This window comes from Stieleria magnilauensis (genome assembly GCA_007753675.1).
In the GTDB taxonomy this organism is placed as follows: Bacteria; Planctomycetota; Planctomycetia; order Pirellulales; family Pirellulaceae; genus Stieleria; species Stieleria magnilauensis.
The window spans coordinates 16,206-33,715 of the sequence record CP036432.1; the positions used below are offsets into that span (position 1 = coordinate 16,206).

The window sequence follows — 17,510 nt, forward strand, 5'->3', positions numbered from 1 at the left end:
AACGGGTCAACACGATCATGACATGGACTAATTCAGGTATCGAAATTCGGCGGCCGCGAAGAGCGACTGACAAAATGCGGCGAGCGCCGATTTGGGCAACAGGCCCGACGAACTGAGAAAGCGATGCGATGCGGTGCGTTCAGCGGCCGTCGGCGGGCGTCCGTATGCCAAGACGAACGCCATTTCGACACGGTCTTTGGTCGATCGCCCCTCCTGGAGCAGCCGCTCGGCAAAGGCTTCGCTGAGTCGGATCGTGAGCGGATTGTTCAACATGTAGAGCGCCTGGTTGGGCGTGTTGGATGTTTCGCGGGTGCCGATCACCATGCTGGGGTCGGCAAAGTCAAACACGTCCAACGATCGTGGCACGAAGTCACGCACCACAGGCAAGTAAACACTGCGGTGATTGTCCGAGACACTGTCCAGCGAACCTTCGTCATAGGCCGTGGCGGCGAGTTCCGCCATCCGTTGGTTGCCGATCGCCGAGCGCAGCTGGTTTCGGGCCAGCGCTTGTTCGCGCGGATTGCCGTTTCGGATGCGATCAAAGATCGGCGCCAGTCCGCCGCGACGGCTGGTCAAGGTGGTTCGCCCGGTCAAGGTGGTTTGCATGGTACGGCGGATGGCATCGCGGGGATCGCCGAGTTGTCCGTCGCGGACACGGCTGTAACCGGCTTGGGCAACCTTGGATCCGGTCGGCGGCTCGGTTTCCAGCTCTCCGGCGATCACAAGCATCGCGTCGCGAAGCGACTCGGCGTTCAGCCGTTTCACGTTGGCCCGCCAAAGCAACCGGTTGTCCGGGTCCGCTTCGTGGCTGGCGACGTCAAAGGTGCTTTGCATCCGATAGGCCCGCGTCAGCATCATTTGACGGATCATGGTTTTGACCGACCAGTCCGACTCGATAAATTCGATCGCCAGATGATCGAGCAATTCGGGATGCGAGGGGGCCGTTCCGGTCATGCCGAAATCTTCGGTCGTCGGCACGATACCCTGGCCGAAGACATGCTGCCAAATGCGGTTGACCATCACGCGTGCGGCCAAGGTGTTGTCGTCGCTGCCGATCCAGCGTGCCAATTCCAATCGTCCGCTGGCTCCGGGCTTGGGTGAAAACGACACGTCGCTGAGTGCGGCGGGCAACCCGCGTTTGATTCGTCCGGCCGGCTGATCGATTTCGCCGCGAACCAACAGAGGCGCGTCGCCCACGGTGTCTGCGTCTTGAACGCCCATGCAATAGCTTCGCGGTTGTCCGTTTTCGTCGACGACTCCCAGCTTGGCCGACAGCGTGCCGAGTTCGTTGGTCAGGCGAATCCGCATCTGTTGGGGCGAGGCGCCCCGGCGGGTGCTCGTCGCGCTCTCGCCGCGGCGAAGTCCGACGAGTTCGGCTTGTCGATCACGGATGTCCTGATGCAACTGTTCAAGTTCTTCGGGGGAGTAAGAACGACCGGCCGGATCGGGATCGTCGGTCGGCAACAAGATCAAGCTGCTGATGCGTCGTTGCTGTGGACCGCCGAAGCTGCCATATTGCGACGGCGGTGTGCCGAAGAAGGTTTTAGTGCTGCGAAAGATCCCGGCCATCGCGTAATAATCGGTTTGGCGGATCGGATCGAATTTGTGATCGTGACAACGGGCACAGGCGACGGAGGTTCCGAGGAACACCCGCGTGGTGGCATCGATCTGTTCGTCGGCCAAATCGGCGGCAAATTGGGCGCCGCTCTGCTCGTTGACGTTTTTGGTGCCGATCGCCAGGAAGCCGGTCGCCACCAGATGCTCGGACCATTCGTCGTCATCGGCCGCGGGCAACAGATCACCGGCGATTTGTTCTTGGACAAACTCGTCGTACGGTTTGTCGGCGTTGACCGAATCGATGACGTAGTCGCGGTAGCGCCAAGCGTTCGGGTACGTCATGTTGACTTCACGTCCGGTCGATTCGCCATAGCGGACGACGTCCAACCAGTGACGTCCCCAATGCTCGCCGAACTGATGCGAATCCAACAATCGATCGACGACGCGGGCGACCGCGGCGTCGGGGTTCTGGGCGTAGGCCGCGGTGAACCACTCAAGCTGCTCGGGGGTGGGCGGCAAACCGATCAGATCAAAGCACAGTCGTCGCAAGATGTTTGCCGCCGGTGCGTCGGCGGCGGGCTGCAATCCGGCATCGTCGAGTCCTTTCGCCAGGAAACGATCGATCGTCGTCTTGGACCAGGCGGCGGCGTGCGTTGAGGCGGCGTCCGGTTCGGGCGGTCGGCTGCGGCGCGGTGCTTGATAGGCCCAAAAGGTCCGCTTGGCTTGAGCGATCATCTCGTCGTCGATCGTCTGCGCGGGCGTTTCGACCGGTGTGATGACACGGGGATCGGGCGCGCCGTCGAGGATCCAGGTTCGGAAATCGGCGATCTCGGCATCGGTCAATTTTCGCTTCGGCGGCATCACGAAATCGGTGTGCGTGATCGCGCCGAAAAACAGGCTCGCGTCCAGGTCGCCGGGCACGATCGCCGGGCCGCTGTCGCCGCCCTCGATCATCGCCGCCTGGGTGTCTAACCGGAGCCCCCCCTTGCTCTGTCCGGCTTGCTTGCTGTGACAGCCGTAGCACTCGCGAACCAGCACGGGGCGGATCTTGGTTTCAAAAAACTTCGATTGCTCGGGCGTCAGCGGTGTCGCGGCAACATCGTCGGCAGCAGCGGCAAAACCAGCCACCCCCACCAGCGAGGCCGCGCTTACAAAAAAAAGGACAGATCGCAAAATTCGCTGGAAAAACACCGGATTTCTCCCGGGACGAGCGAGCAGGAACAGAGACGAGCGACGGTAGTGTTCCAACCCGCGACGGACCACAAAGTTTCGCGTTTCGCGGTTCGCGGAGGGAACGATGGCAGGTCAGACAAGGGTCTGACCCAAACATAGTTCACCCGGGGACCGAAAATCTTACATCCGACAAGCGAATTGATTCCGATAGGATTACAGACGACAGGACCGAGCCATCTTTGATAAACTCGGGCGCCGGCTTCTCGGGAACCTTTTCAGGCGGTCTAGCCACTTCCGCAACCAGGATTTTGACGATGCAAAAACTAGTCGATGGAATTCACAAATTTCAGCGTGAACTGTTCAGCCAAGACCAGCAGTTGTTCGAGACGTTGGTCGAAGGACAAAACCCGCTGGCGTTGTTCGTGACCTGTTCGGATTCGCGGATCGATCCGAGTCGGCTGACCCAAACCCGCCCCGGCGAGCTTTTCATTCAGCGGACCGCGGGCAACATCGTGCCTCCCTACGGCAGCGTTCACGGTGGTGAAGCGGCGACGATCGAATACGCGGTCAGCGTTTTGAAAGTCCGCGACATCGTGATCTGCGGACACTCCCATTGCGGAGCGATGGCGGGGCTGTTGGATCCGCAGTCGATCGAACCACTACCCGCAGTCAAAGCGTACCTGGAGCACGCCGAGGCGACGCGCCGGATCGTCCAAGAGAACTATGGTCACCTGACCGACCCGGAGAAGCGGTTGACGTTGACCGTCGAAGAAAACGTATTGGTCCAACTGGAAAGTCTGCGGACGCACCCGTCGGTTGCCGCCGCGATCGGACGCGGGCAACTGAAGCTGCACGGTTGGGTCTACAAGTTCGAGACCGGTGAGGTGTTCGCGTTCAACCCCGACGAGGCTCAATTCTTACCGCTTCAAGACATCGCGCTGCCGGTCGATGCCCAGGTCCGCACGCTTCCGCCGATCTAGTGCTCTGTCGAGATCTGAATATCGGGTAGGCGGTAGTGGACGAGGCGACGAGTCCACCGGCAATTCAAATGATTGAACGAGACAACTAATCGCGGGACTCCTCGCGTCGTCCACTACGCTTCGCGGGACTCCTCGCGTCGTCCACTACGCTTCGCGGGACTCCTCGCGTCGTCCACTACGCTTCGTGCGTCAATCCATTCCTAGTCAACACCTGTCAACAATCAATCAACGAATCACGACGTAGTGGACGAGGCGACGAGTCCACCGACAATTCTAATAATTGAACAAGACAACTAATCGCGGGACTCCTCGCCTCGTCCACTACCCGAGATTTGAGCTGAGACGGAATCTAGCAAGCGGACTCGTCGCCTCGTCCACTACGCGAAATTTGAGCTGAGACAGAATCAGTGCAGTCCGTAGCGACTCATTTTGTAGTGCAGCGTGCGGACGCTGACGCCGAGGGCACGGGCGGTTTGTTCGCGATGGAACCCGCACGCGACCAGCGCCACCTTGATGGCCTCTTTCTCAGCCGACTCGGTCGCTTCGGCCAAGGTCCGAACTTCGGTCGGCCCGACGGCTTGGACGACGGTCAGCTCCGACGGCAGACTGCCCGCATCGATGCGGTCGCCGACATGGGTGACCACCAACCGCTCGACGACATTGCGGAGCTGGCGGACGTTGCCGGGCCAATTGGCCGCCGTCAATAATTCCAACGCGTCGTCGGAGAACTGTTTGTCGGGTCGTTTGTGCCGCTGGCAAAAATGCTTGACAAAGTGTTCGACCAACAACGGGATATCGTCGCGACGCTTTCGCAATGGCGGAATCACCAACGGGACGATGTTCAGACGGTAATACAGGTCGTCGCGAAAGACCCCGTCGTCGATCAGCGGCAGCGGGTCTTTGTTGGTCGCTGAGACGATGCGGGCATCGGAGCTCAACAGGGCTTCGCCGCCCACCCGCTGGAATTGTCCGGTTTCCAGGACGCGGAGTAAATCGACTTGGCTCTTGGTCGGGATCTCGGTGATCTCGTCCAAGAACAGGGTGCCGCCGCGGGCCTGTTCAAAGCAGCCCGGCTTTTGTCGTGAGGCACCAGTGAACGATCCCTTCTCGTGACCGAACAACTCGCTCTCCAACAGCGACTCGGGCAGCGCGCCCAAGTTCACGGCGACGAACTCGCCACTGGATCGACTGCTCAGGTCATGCAGGGCGCGGGCAACCAGTTCCTTGCCGGTGCCACTCTCGCCTTGAATGAAGACGGTGGCGTCGGTGTCGGCGACCTGCCGCAGTTGCTGAAACAATTCCTGCATGATCGTGCAATTGCCGATGATCTCGGAAATTGCGCCGGCGTCGGCCAGCCGGTCGCGGAGGACCCGGTTTTCGCTCTGCAGCCGACCGTGGTCCAAAGCCCGTCCGACCTGCTGGCGAATCAGATTTAAGTCGACGGGTTTGGTGATGAAGTCAAACGCGCCGCGGCGCATCGCATCGACGGCCGTCTCGACCGTCCCGTGTGCCGTGATGACCAACGTGTTGGTTTCCGGGCAGCGTTGTTGGATCCACGAGACCAGGTCCAATCCGTCGCGGTCGCCGGGCAGGCGGACGTCGGCGATCACCACCTGGTATTCCGCACGCTCCAATTTGTCCAACGCCTGATTGACGTCGCCGGCCGTGTCGATGACGTCTCCCGATTTGGCAAGACCTTTGGCCAGTCCGCTGCGGATGTGCGGCTCATCGTCAACGATCAGGATTCGGACGGGTTCTGTCATGAGACGTTGCTGGGGGATTCGAGCCGATCAAAGACTGCAATGGATTGCACGCCGCGTGCAACCACTTGCACGTTCATTGGGCGAGGAGGACGCGCCAGAACGCCAAAACACGGCGAAACAGACCAAATGCAGCGGTTGGCACAAACCCTGCTTGCATTTGCGGTGCCGATCCTCCGCCGAACTTAGCCAGCCGAGCTGGCCTGCCGTCGAAGTGCGAGGCTGATCGGGTTCATCGACCCCGACCACCCCATGCCTGGGGCACCGGCATCATTGGAGACTTGGAATATGCGCGGCACCCCCTGCCCGCACAAGCCCCGAGCCACGGTGTCTTTGTCCCGTTTCTGTTAAATCCTTCACCGAAAGACCCTGATGTCAGCCCCTCTGATCGACGACCAACCCCGCGGCAACTTGGCGGGATTTCGACGTTACTTCAAACAAGACATTGTCTCCGGGCTGCTGGTCTTTCTGATCGCGCTGCCGTTGTGCTTGGGGATTTCGTTGGCGTGCGGTTACCCGCCGATCGCGGGCATCTTCACCGCGATCATCGGGGCGATCGTGACGACGTTCATCAGCAATAGCGAGCTGACGATCAAGGGTCCGGCGGCGGGCCTGATCGTGATCGCCATCGGATGCATCGAAGACTTCGGCGGCGACGGATTGATCGGCGGCTGGACCGACGCCGACTTGAGCGCCTACAAAGCGGCATTGGCCGTGGGCGTGGCCGCCGCGATCCTGCAGATTCTGTTCGGGATCTTTCGGGCCGGGATTCTGGGCGAGTTCTTTCCGATCTCGGCCGTCCACGGCATGCTCGCCGCGATCGGGATCATCATCGTGATCAAACAGTTTCCCGTCGCCCTGGGTGTGACCGGAGCCAGCGGGGGACCGTTGGAGATGCTGCGACAGTTCCCCGACTATGTGATCCAAGCCAATCCGGCGATCGCCACGATCGGCGTGGTCAGTTTGTTGATCATGTTCTGTTGGCCGATGGCGGGAAAACGGGTTTCGATTCTAAAAAAAGTCCCTGCGCCGATGGTCGTCTTGCTGGTCGCCATTCCGATGGGCATGGGGTTCGATTTGTTACACGCCCACGCCTATCACTTGGCCAACCACGAATACCAGCTCGGCGAGCAATACCTGGTCAAGATGCCCGACCGGGCGTTCGGGATGTTCGACGACATCACGCTGCCCGACTTCTCGGCGCTGGGTCAATTCAAAGCCTGGAAGTGGGCGATGATGTTTTTCATCATCGGCAGTTTGGAATCGTTACTCAGCGCCAAGGCGATCGATCTGTTGGACCCCTGGAAACGCAAGACCAACATGGACCGTGACATCGTCGCCGTCGGTGTGGCCAACCTGTGTGCGGCGAGCATCGGCGGGTTGCCGATGATCTCCGAAATCGTGCGTTCCAAAGCCAACATCGACAACGGCGCCCGGACACGGTTTGCCGATTTCTGGCACGGCATCTTTCTGCTCTGCTGCGTCGCGTTGATCCCCACTGTGCTGCACCGGATCCCGCTGGCGGCCCTGGCGGCGATGCTCGTCTACACCGGCTATCGCTTGGCCCACCCGGCGGAATTCGTGCATGTTTGGCGGATCGGCAAAGAACAGTTGGCGATCTTTGTCACGACGATGTTCATGGTGTTGGCGACGGACCTGCTGATCGGCGTGGCCGCCGGCATCTTGCTCAAGATGATCATCCACGTCTCCAACGGCGTCCCGCTGGGATCGATGTTCAAACCCTATCTGGAAATCGAGGAAGTCGATCCGCAAACCAGCCGGATCATCGCCCGCCAATCAGCGGTCTTCAGTAACTGGATTCCCTTCAAGCGTCAGATCGAAGAGGTCGGATTGGTCCAGCGCCGCAACCTGATCGTGGATCTGTCGGACGCCAAATTGGTCGACCACAGCGTGATGGAAAAGCTAGTCGAGCTGGAGCGGGATTTTGAGCAGGAAGGCTTACGATTCGAGGTCCGCGGCTTAGATTTTTTGAAGCCGCTTGCCGACAATCCGCACGCGGCGAGAAAACGCAGCCTGCCACGAATGCGAAGGATCACCGTGACGGCATCGGAGTCACTCGAAGACACGTTGATCGAACAATTCATTGCCTGTGGGGCGTGTGGTTACACCGCGATCCCCTGCCGCGGAGCGGGGCGGCACGGTCTGCAGACGGGCTTGTCCAAGCAGGATCAGGTGCGGTTGGAATTGGTGGTGTCCGCCGCCGTTTGCGACTCGATGCTGGACATGCTGCGGCGTGAATTTGTGGACCGACATTCGATCACGATTTGTGTGGAGAATGTCGAGGTCCTTCGCGCGGACGATTTTATGCCCGACGATATGGCACGAGCCGAGGTGGTCGCCCACGATTGAATCGGCTCGGATCGCCTCCGACTCGCCATTCGCTCCGGGAAAACGCTTTCAAGTGAAACGTCTGCAGAAATTGCTAAAGCGTTTTGAGCTGCATTCGCTGGGAAAATGGATCTTGCTGGCGTCGTTGATCGGCTTCGTCGCGGGGCTCGGGGCGATCGCGTTCGATGTGCTCGGCCAGTTCGTCGTCCGCTATTCGCTGACCGAGTTCGCCGGTTATCAACCGCTCGATGCGGCCGGTGAATACAATCGATTTGAACACCGCTCGGACTTCTTTTCGCCTTGGATGATCGTCGTCGTGATGGCCGTCGGCGGTTTGCTGTCGGGGACGCTGGTTTACGCGTTTGCCCCCGAAGCGGAGGGTGCCGGGACGGATGCCGCCATCGACGCGTTTCACAACAAACGGGGCAAGATTCGCGCGCGGATCCCGTTCATCAAGACGCTCGCCTCGGCAATCACGTTGGGGACCGGCGGATCGGGTGGTCGTGAAGGACCGATCGCGCTGATCGGGGCCGGGTTCGGTTCCTGGTTAGCGACGCGATTAAAACTTTCCAACCGTGAACGCCGCGTCCTGTTGGCCGCCGGAATGGGCGCGGGCATCGGGGCGATCTTTCGTGCGCCATTGGCCGGCGCCGTGTTCGCCGGTGAAATCCTCTACAGCGATGCCGATCTGGAAGCCGACGTGATTGTCCCTGCGGCGACCGCTTCGGTGATCGCCTACAGCGTCTATGTCCAATCCGTGCCGGTCCAATCGCGTTTCATTCCGTTGTTCGGCGCCGACTTGGAACACACCTTCGTTTCGCCGTTGCAGTTGCCCGCCTATGTGGTGCTGGCGGTGGTGTTGTTCGTGGTCGGGGCGGTTTACGTCAAAACACTGTTCGCCAGCCAAGCGGCGTTCGGGCGATTGCCGATCATCCCGCACCTCCGTCCGGCCATCGGCGCCACCCTGGCCGGAATCTTTGGCGTCAGCCTGTACCACTGGTTCGATCGTGATCTCAACCTGCTCGGTTCCTTGGGCACCGGTTATGGGGTGCTGCAAATCGCGTTGACGACGGCCGACCAGTTGGGCATCGCCTGCGTCCTGCTGGTCGCGATGGCGAAGATCCTGACCACCGCGCTGACGATCGGTTCGGGTGGCTCCGGCGGGGTCTTTGGGCCCTCAATGGTGATCGGCGGTTGCACTGGGGCGGCCGTCGGTCTGACCCTTCAGCGATTCTGGCCGGAACTGTTCAGTGAACCCGAAGCCTTTGCCGTGGTCGGCATGGCCGGGTTCTTTTCCGGCATCGCGCGGGCTCCCATCTCGACCATCATCATGGTCCGTGCGCTGACCGGCGATTATGGGCTGCTGCTGCCGACGATGTTGGTTTCCACGTTGACGTTCATGTTCAGCCAACACTTCCGGCTCTATCGCAACCAGCCCGCGACCCGGATGGAATCGATGGCCCACCGCGGTGACTTCATCGTCGACGTGCTGGAGGGTTTGATCGTCGGCGACCTGTATCAAAAAGACCGCAAGCTGATCTTGATCCCCGAAGGCATGACGCTCGATAGCATCGTGCATCGATTGGCCTACACCAACCAAGATTACTTTCCCGTCGTCGACGCCGATCAAAAGATGGTCGGCATCTTCAGTGACGACGACGTTCGCGCCTACTTGTACGACGACACGCTGTGGAACCTGGCGGTCGCCCGCGACATCATGGTGGACAACTTTCTGTATCTGACGCCCGAAGACGATCTGAATACCGCGCTGCGCCGCTTCACGTCGCACAACCTGGACGAATTGCCGGTTTTGGATCCCGAGCGTCCGGGCGTCTTTCTGGGCATGCTGCGACGGAAAGAAACCATCGCCGCCTACAACCAACGGCTGATGGAACTGAAGCAGTCCAGCGAAGACTAACGAGTGAACGTGGTACGTTCGGTGTGAGAATGGGAATCACAGGATGGACCAGAGCGGGATGTGGCTCGCTCGACAGGGTGACCGGAATGCGAGATAACTGTCGTCCGCCGACGCCCGGTTTTTGTTTTCATTGCCTTGATTGTTTGGACCAAGCCGTTGAACGACTCGCGACAGATCAGCTACCGAATTCTCGATGCGTCGGCGAATCGGGCGGCCGAGGGGATTCGCACGATCGAAGAGTTTGCCCGTTTCGGTCTGGAGGATTCCGACAGTGCCGGTGCGGCGAAGGCACTGCGTCATGAACTCGCCGCGGCGCTGTCGCAGTTGAACCGCACGGAATTGCTCACCGCCCGCGATACCGACGCCGATGTCGGCACCACGCTGCAAACCGCGGCCGAGTACTCGCGGACGGAGATTGCCGATGTGATCACGGCGGCGGCCGAGCGGGTGCAACAATCGTTGCGGGTTCTGGAAGAGTACGGAAAAACGATCGACGTTGAATTCGCTCGGCGGATCGAATCGCTGCGTTATCGGGCCTACACGCATCATCGTCGCATCGAACTTCAGGCGATGGCCCATCGCAGGACACGGCGACTGGCCGAAGCGGTGCTGTATCTGTTGATCGATTGCGGTTCGTCCGAATCAATGTTTGTCGAAACGATCCGGTCGTTGTCGCAAGCTGGTGTCGATGTCTTTCAGTTACGCGACAAACAGGCTTCCGATCGGGAGCTTTTTGAGCGGGCCAAAGTGGGCGCCGCGATTGCCAAGGATTGCGATGCGTTGTTTATCGTCAATGACCGTGCCGACATTGCATTGTCAGCAGACGCCGATGGCGTTCACGTCGGACAAGACGAGTTGCCCGCGACCATGGCGCGACGTGTGCTCGGCGGCGGGCGTTTGGTCGGTGTGTCGACGCACGACATCGCCCAGGTTCATCAAGCGATCGCCGACGGTGCGGACTACATCGGATGTGGACCGACATTTCCCAGCACCACGAAGTCCTTTGATGCCCACGCCGGGACGGCGTTTTTAGAACAGGTGCATGCGGAAACCCGTCAGACGCCTCGACCCGCATTCGCGATCGGCGGCATCAACCCCCAGAATCTCGATCAGGTGACCGCGTGCGGGTTTCACCGAATCGCCGTCACCGCCGCGATCAACGACGCCGATGATCCGGCGGCCGCGGCGAGGGCATTGCGGCGAAGGTTGGACGCTTCAGCGGGATAGGTTGCCGGGCGGTTCAAACGTAACGCCGTTCAGTCGATAATTCAGCCGGTAGCCACGCCGACGTGCACGGGTTTCCAATCGACGACGTGGATTTCAACGCGACGGAAGCCACGAAACTCGTTGATCACCGGGCGATAGGCGATTTGAATCGGTCCGTCACAGGCGTTGAGTTCATCGCACCAATCGCCGGCGCCGAAGGCGACGCCGCGGACGGTCTTGCCGCCTTGATCCAGCCGCACCGTCAGATGGCGATCGCCACTGCCCATCCGACGGGCCGGTTCGGCCAGCGTGACGTTCTGGCAGAGCAGCGTGGGGCGTGGGTTGCCCGCACCGAAGGGCTCAAGGGTTTCGATTTGTTTGATCGTGTTCAGATTCAATTGGCCGAACGACGCTTCGGCATCGATCACAATCTCCGGTTCGATTTCACCGGCCGTCCATTGTTCAGAAATCGCTTCGCAAAAGTCTTCGCGGAACCCATCGATTTGGCGTTCGTCGATCGTCAGCCCCGCGGCGGCTTTGTGTCCGCCGAACCGGACCAGTCGGTCGGCACAATTGGCCAGTGCGGCGTGCAGGTCAATCGCCGTTCCACCGACGCGACCCGATCCGACCGCTTCCGCTTTCCCGGAGGCATCCATCGACAGGATGATCACCGGCTTGGCGTACTTGTCGCTCAGCCGACCGGCGACCACTCCGATCACGCCCTGGTGCCAACCGACACCGGCGAGCACCAGCGCGGGGTCGTTTTCGGCGTCGAAGTTCTCTTTGATTTGTTTCTGCGCGGCCAGGGTGACGCTGCGCTGCAAGCTGTCGCGGTTCTTGTTGAGCTGGTCGATGTATTCGGCCAGGGCCGTGGCCCGTTCTGCGTTGGTTGTCGTCAACAACTCCACGCCCAACTGGGCTTGTCCGAGTCGACCGGAAGCGTTCAACCGGGGCGCCAGGTTGAACGCGATGCTCTCGGTGTTCAGTGTGGTTGCTTCGTCCAGTTTGGTGATCTTCATCAACTCGGCCAGACCGGGCAACGGTTCGCTGCCGAGCATTCGCAAGCCGTGCGCGACCAGAATCCGATTTTCGTCGACCAACGGGACCACGTCAGCGACGGTTCCGATGGCGGCCAACGACAGCGACTGCATCAAATAGCGCCGTAAGGGTTCGGTCACTTTCTTAGATCCGCAGATCTTTTGACACAGTGACCAGGCCAATTTGAAGGCCACGCCGGCGCCACAGAGTTCGCCGAAGGGATAATGCGTACCGGGCAGTCGCGGGTGCACGATCGCGTCGGCGTCCGGCAGCGTGTCGTCGAGCGTGTGGTGATCGGTGATGATCAGTTGCACGCCCAACTCTTTGCAGAGTTCGGCGCAGGCAACGCTCGTGATGCCGCAGTCGACCGAGATGATCATTTTCTTTCCGCGATCGGCCAGCTTGCCAATCGCGTCGGCATTCAACCCGTACCCTTCTTCCAATCGGTTGGGGACGTGGTAGGCGACGTTACCGCCGAGCAGTTTCAAGCCGTTGTACAGGATCGCGGTTCCGGTCATCCCGTCGCAGTCATAGTCGCCGTAAATCGCGATCGGCGTTTTCGCTGCGATTGCCTCGGCGACCAATTCGGTCGCTTCGGGGACACCGGGCAATTCTTGGGGGTCGCGAAGTCCCGTCAGTTTGGTCGACAAGAAGGCGTCGGCGGCTTTGCGATCGTAGACGCCGCGGCTGACCAGAAGCTGAGCGACGACGGGCGGCAATCCGGATCCACGGATCAGTTGGTCAACGCGGGCGGCATCATGGGGAACGATCCGCCATTTCCGTTTCATCCTTGGACTCACTTACGTTGGGGCGCGTGACGCGTTCTGAGATTGGCCTCTCATGAAAAAAGGCCGTGCGCAGCGGCGAGTGAGACGATCGCAAGATCGCCGCTGCCCAGTTGTCCAGAGTCGGACCTACTTTTTCTTTTCGCCGTGCCACGTGTGGCGGCGCAGTCGCGGGCTGTATTTCTTTAGACGAAGCTTTTCGCCGCCGGGCTTACGCTTCAAGGTGTAGTTGTAGTCGCCGGTTTCTTCGCAAACCAGGAAGACCGTTTCAGCCTTTTTCTTGCTCTTAGCCATCGGAAGTCAATTCAGACAGGTGTGATTGTGGGGATGCATGCCGTTTTTTCGGGTCGCGGATTATGCCCGCTGGCCCCCTGTTTCGGCAAGCCTTGTTTCCAGAAACCTGCTCCGGAGGGCGATTCGGGTTAGAATTACCACCACCAAGGCCTCCTTCTTTGATCATTTTGCACTGGATTCCTTCCTGATGACGCGTTTCATCCCCCCCATTTGTCTCTCTGCGGTCGCTGTTCGTTTCGCCCTCAGCCTGGTTCTGCTGACGCAGCTTTCGGCCACCGTGGCCGCGGCCGACCCTCCCGGCCGACCCAACGTCGTTTGGATCATGTCCGAAGACAACTCGGCGGATTACCTTCGGCACTTTGACCCCGCCGGGGCTCCGGCACCCAACATCGAAGCGCTGGCGGCCCACGGCGTGACCTTCGATCGCGCGTTCTCCAATGCACCGGTCTGTTCGGTCGCCCGCACGACTCTGATCACCGGATGCTACGCCCCGCGGATCGGCACGCAATTCCATCGTCGTCATGTCGCGATGCCGATGCCCGAAGACCTGCAGATGTTTCCGGCCTACCTGCGAGCCGCCGGATACTACACGACCAATAACAGCAAAGAGGACTACAACGCGGTCAAGGGATCCGATGTTTGGAGCGAGTCGAGTCGAAAGGCGAGTTGGAGAAACCGCCCGGACGCATCGATGCCGTTCTTTCATGTTCAAACGTTCGCCGATTCGCACGAAAGCCGATTGCACTTCAGCGAAGCACAGATGCAGGAAAAGACGGTCACCGATCCGGCCGACGTCAAGCTCCAAGATTACTTTCCCGATACGCCGCTGTTCCGTTACACCCGCGCCCGATATCACGATCGGATGATGAAAATCGACGAACTCGTCGGCGGCGTGATCGACCAACTGCGCGAAGACGAACAACTGGAAAACACGTTCGTGTTTTATTTCGGCGACCACGGCGGTGTGCTGCCACGATCCAAAGGGTACCTGTACGAATCCGGCTTGCACGTTCCGCTGGTCGTTCGCGTCCCGCAGCGTTTTCAATCGCTGGCCGCACGTCAACTCGGTTCACGCACCAACGGGTTTGTGGAATTCGTTGATTTCGGGCCGACCGTGTTGAGTTTGGCCGGACTGGAGCAACCCGAAGGTGTCGACGGGAAACCGTTTCTGGGGATCGACGCCGACCCGGACAAAGTCGATCGACGCGACGAAACATTGGGGTACGCGGATCGGTTCGACGAAAAATACGAACTCGTCCGGTCGCTGCGGATCGGCGACTTCAAATACATCCGCAACTTCGAGTCCTTCTATCCCGACGGGCTGCAGAACAATTATCGCTACAAGTGTTTGGCGTACCAGCAGTGGCGCGAACTGTTTCAGCAAGGAAAGCTGACCGGTGCGGCAAAACAATTCTACGAAGCCAAGGCGCCCGAGGCGTTGTACGACTTGGCGGCCGATCCGTACGAGATCAACAACCTGGCGTCCGATCCAGAGCACGCCCAGCAATTGAAAATGATGCGTGATCAATTGGACGATCGACTCAAGTCGCTGCCCGATCTGAGCTTTGTGATCGAAGCGGTGATGGTCGATGAAGCGATCAACAATCCGACGGTGTTCGGCGAATCACACAGCGGACAAATCACCAAGTACATCGACACGGTGAACTTGGCATTGCTGCCGAGCGAACAAGCATTGCCGGGAATCCAAGCGGCGCTTGACGATGCCGATCCGTGGGTCCGTTACTGGGCCTTGGTCGCCTGCAGTTCATTGGGTGAAGCCGCCAAACCGCTGATTCCGGCCATCGAAAAATTCCTCGTCGACGTCGAACCGTTGGTCGTCATGCGAGCCGTCGAGTATCTGGCCGTGCATAGCGACATCGATACCCTACCGTTCCTTTATCGATCGCTGCAACGTGCGACCAACGAACCGGAACTGTTGCAGATGCTCAACACGATCGTCTTCCTGCACGACTTCCACGGCTACGAGGTGGACCCGGACAAGTTTCAGTTCCTGCCGGTCTTGTTGCCGATCGATCCCAAAGGGGAAGTGATTCGCCGATTGCAGTACTTGAAGGGCGAGATCTGATTTCTTCAGTAAGATTCGCATTGTCGTGGATCGCTCCGCCGATCCACGACACTAATTAATCGCCCGTTGCTTAACGAGACGGGAGTGGCAGAATGATGGAGTCGCGAAATGATTCGAGGACCGCGGTCTGAGCGGTCTGAATATGATTCTGCCCCGGATCATTCTGCCGAACTTCCGGCTGCACTCGTCTGCTCTCTATCCCTCCGCGTCGGCTGACTCACTCTCCCAGGGATCGGACCAGTCTTCCCAGTGTTCCAGGTAGGTCGCATAGGCTTCGCAGTCGGCGGCTTTGGCTTCGATCCATGCCTTGCTCTCGGCCGTGATCTCGACTTCTTTCTCCAGCGTCATCTTGCCGCTGAGCACCATCGAGCGGAGGAAGACGAAATACGTGTCCAAGACATCGCAGCGGCAGTAGTCGCTGATGCCCTTGAGGTCACCGTCATCAAATTGTTGTTGGACCTGGTCGCCGGTGACCGACATTTTGCCGGGTTTGCCGAGCAGCTTGGTCGCCAGATTCAGTCCGCCGTTGAAGCGTGAGGCGCTGAAATTGGTCAACAGATCTTGCAGGTCCAGGTGCGAATCGACGCTGAATCGATTCCGTGGCGATCGATACCCGTCGTTCTTGAACCAGGGCGCGATCGAGATGCCGAAGCGATAAGCAGCCAGTTCCATCAGCGGCAGATCAAACGTGCGGCCGTTGAAGGTGACCCATTGGGGACGCTTGTAGATCTCCCAGCCCTTCCAAAAATGGGCCGTGATCACGTGGCTGCGAAAATTCGGTTCGTCCAGGGAAACAATATCGATCAGCCGATAGTCTTTGGAAACCTTGGCGACCACTACCGCAATGGGAACCTGAAACGTGTAGGGGATAAATGTGGTCCCTTTTTCTTCCATCAATTCCGATTGATAACGCGCAATGGCCTCCTGCGGCGAAAGCGACTGGCCGGGGTAGCGGACTTTCGCGATCAGCGCCCCATCGGCGATACTTTCGCAGTCAAATACCAGATGGGAAACGTCTTCGCTCATCAATCACCTTGATCCCGGTTCAAAAAACGTGTTTGGGGTGTGGATCCGTTTCCGACCCCTGCCGCACGAGCTTAACACAAAACGACACATGTTCGAAATCAACCGCCGCCGATTGTTGGACCGTTTTCTACGGTACGTTCGCATCGCCACCACCGCCGATCCCAACAGCGGGACGTATCCCAGCAGCGAAGGCCAACGGGAACTCGGCAAACTGCTCGCCGCCGAACTTGAGGCGATGTCGGCGGCGGACGTCTATCAAGACGAACACGCCCTGGTCTATGCGAGCGTTCCGTCCACCGTCGGTGATGCCGAGGTGCCCGTCGTCGCACTCGTCGCTCACGTCGATACATCGCCCGACGCACCCGGCGAGAACGTCTGTCCCAACGTGATCGAAAACTATCCCGGCGGCGACATTGAATTGGCCAACGGCGAAGTGATCCGTGTCGACGCCTGCCCGGCGCTCCGTGATTTGGTCGGCGCCACGTTAATCACCACCGACGGTACCACGCTGCTCGGTGGTGACGACAAAGCCGGTGTCGCCATCATCATGGAACTGGTCGAAACGCTGATTGAGAACCCACACCTGAAACACGGTCCGGTCAAAGTCGTGATGACGTGCGACGAAGAAATCGGACATGGCACCGACAAGATCGATTTGCAGAAACTGGCCGCCGATGTGGCATACACCCTCGACAGCGGCGGGGCCGGTATCGTCGACGTGGAAACGTTCTCGGCCGATGCTGCCACGGTGCGCTTCATCGGAGACAACATTCACCCGTCGATTGCCAAAGACCGTATGATCAACGCGGTTCGTGGCGCCGCCGATTTCATTGCCGCACTGCCTCGCGAAACCGACACACCGGAAACCACCGACGGCCGGCAAGGGTTCATCCACGCCAATTCGATCAGCGGCGGAGTTGGTGAAGCGACGGTCGAATTGATCCTGCGATCCTTTGATGCTGCTGACTTGGAAACGTATGCGGAAACCTTGCGACAGATCGCCGGCACCGTGGAATCGCAATGGCCGGGATTGAAAGTCGAAGTCAAGACGCGGCGGCAATATCGCAATCTGGGCGATGGCCTGGCCAAGCTGCCCGAGGCGGTCACCTTGGCCGAACAAGCGTTTGAAAACCTGGGCCGCCGCTGTCAAAAAGAAATCGTTCGCGGCGGGACCGACGGAAGCGTGCTGACCGAAAAAGGTCTGCCGACGCCCAACCTGTCCAGCGGCCAACACAATATCCACAGCGTTCGTGAATTCGCGTGCCTGGACGAAATGGTTGCCGCCACCGAACACTTAGTCGAACTGCTTTCGCTTTGGTCGAACCAACGGGCTTGAAA

The 17,510-nt window shown here is 59.6% G+C and carries 11 protein-coding genes; 6 read left to right on the top strand and 5 right to left on the bottom strand.

All coding sequences use genetic code 11. The annotated features are described in order from the left end of the window. Nucleotides 1-27: 27 nt before the first annotated feature. Entirely contained in the window at nt 28-2,685 is a 2,658-nt protein-coding gene (locus tag TBK1r_RS00075) for a PSD1 and planctomycete cytochrome C domain-containing protein (RefSeq protein ID WP_419580798.1), read from the bottom strand. A gap of 359 nt (nt 2,686-3,044) precedes the next feature. On the opposite strand from TBK1r_RS00075, the gene TBK1r_RS00080 reads away from it, so the two are divergent. Continuing rightward, nucleotides 3,045-3,710, top strand: a complete 666-nt coding sequence (locus tag TBK1r_RS00080) for a carbonic anhydrase (protein WP_145206956.1) — start codon at nt 3,045-3,047, stop codon at nt 3,708-3,710. A 404-nt stretch (nt 3,711-4,114) separates the two neighbouring features. On the opposite strand, the gene TBK1r_RS00085 is transcribed toward TBK1r_RS00080, so the two are convergent. Beyond that, complete coding sequence (locus TBK1r_RS00085; protein ID WP_145206957.1) at nt 4,115-5,473, bottom strand: sigma-54-dependent transcriptional regulator; 1,359 nt, start codon at nt 5,471-5,473, stop codon at nt 4,115-4,117. Nucleotides 5,474-5,842: 369 nt separating this feature from the next. On the opposite strand from TBK1r_RS00085, the gene TBK1r_RS00090 reads away from it, so the two are divergent. The 3 genes from TBK1r_RS00090 (at nt 5,843) to TBK1r_RS00100 (ending at nt 10,964) form a co-directional block, all read left to right on the top strand. Continuing rightward, nucleotides 5,843-7,840, top strand: coding sequence for a SulP family inorganic anion transporter (locus tag TBK1r_RS00090; protein WP_145206958.1), 1,998 nt, complete (start codon nt 5,843-5,845; stop codon nt 7,838-7,840). A 52-nt stretch (nt 7,841-7,892) separates the two neighbouring features. Further along, nucleotides 7,893-9,737, top strand: a complete 1,845-nt coding sequence (locus tag TBK1r_RS00095; protein WP_145206959.1) for a chloride channel protein — start codon at nt 7,893-7,895, stop codon at nt 9,735-9,737. A gap of 156 nt (nt 9,738-9,893) precedes the next feature. Then, a complete protein-coding gene (locus TBK1r_RS00100) occupies nt 9,894-10,964 on the top strand; it encodes a thiamine phosphate synthase (protein ID WP_145206960.1) in 1,071 nt (356 codons plus the stop codon). Between the two features lie 41 nt (nt 10,965-11,005). Here the strand turns inward: TBK1r_RS00100 and recJ are convergent, their stop codons facing one another. Together recJ and rpmG are read right to left on the bottom strand one after the other, a co-directional pair. Continuing rightward, entirely contained in the window at nt 11,006-12,769 is a 1,764-nt protein-coding gene (gene recJ / locus TBK1r_RS00105; protein ID WP_145206961.1) for a single-stranded-DNA-specific exonuclease RecJ, read from the bottom strand. A gap of 126 nt (nt 12,770-12,895) precedes the next feature. Next, on the bottom strand, nt 12,896-13,060 hold the full coding sequence (rpmG, locus tag TBK1r_RS00110) for a 50S ribosomal protein L33 (protein WP_095736658.1): 165 nt from the start codon (nt 13,058-13,060) through the stop codon (nt 12,896-12,898). 187 nt (nt 13,061-13,247) lie between these two features. On the opposite strand from rpmG, the gene TBK1r_RS00115 reads away from it, so the two are divergent. Then, the gene (locus TBK1r_RS00115) at nt 13,248-15,146 is read left to right on the top strand and encodes a sulfatase-like hydrolase/transferase (protein ID WP_145206962.1); all 1,899 of its coding nucleotides are present in this window, start codon (nt 13,248-13,250) and stop codon (nt 15,144-15,146) included. A 195-nt stretch (nt 15,147-15,341) separates the two neighbouring features. On the opposite strand, the gene TBK1r_RS00120 is transcribed toward TBK1r_RS00115, so the two are convergent. Next, nucleotides 15,342-16,172, bottom strand: a complete 831-nt coding sequence (locus TBK1r_RS00120; RefSeq protein ID WP_145206963.1) for a 3'-5' exonuclease — start codon at nt 16,170-16,172, stop codon at nt 15,342-15,344. 88 nt (nt 16,173-16,260) lie between these two features. Here TBK1r_RS00120 and pepT point away from each other — a divergent pair, with 88 nt between their 5' ends. After that, complete coding sequence (gene pepT / locus TBK1r_RS00125; protein WP_145206964.1) at nt 16,261-17,508, top strand: peptidase T; 1,248 nt, start codon at nt 16,261-16,263, stop codon at nt 17,506-17,508. The last annotated feature ends 2 nt before the right edge of the window (nt 17,509-17,510 follow it).

Excerpts from the sequence above, each read along its gene's own strand:
- TBK1r_RS00080 (WP_145206956.1), top strand. The coding sequence starts at position 3,045 with ATGCAAAAACTAGTCGATGGAATTCACAAATTTCAGCGTGAACTGTTC.
- TBK1r_RS00085 (WP_145206957.1), bottom strand. The coding sequence starts at position 5,473 with ATGACAGAACCCGTCCGAATCCTGATCGTTGACGATGAGCCGCACATC.
- TBK1r_RS00090 (WP_145206958.1), top strand. The coding sequence starts at position 5,843 with ATGTCAGCCCCTCTGATCGACGACCAACCCCGCGGCAACTTGGCGGGA.
- recJ (WP_145206961.1), bottom strand. The coding sequence starts at position 12,769 with ATGAAACGGAAATGGCGGATCGTTCCCCATGATGCCGCCCGCGTTGAC.
- rpmG (WP_095736658.1), bottom strand. The coding sequence starts at position 13,060 with ATGGCTAAGAGCAAGAAAAAGGCTGAAACGGTCTTCCTGGTTTGCGAA.
- TBK1r_RS00115 (WP_145206962.1), top strand. The coding sequence starts at position 13,248 with ATGACGCGTTTCATCCCCCCCATTTGTCTCTCTGCGGTCGCTGTTCGT.
- TBK1r_RS00120 (WP_145206963.1), bottom strand. The coding sequence starts at position 16,172 with ATGAGCGAAGACGTTTCCCATCTGGTATTTGACTGCGAAAGTATCGCC.
- pepT (WP_145206964.1), top strand. The coding sequence starts at position 16,261 with ATGTTCGAAATCAACCGCCGCCGATTGTTGGACCGTTTTCTACGGTAC.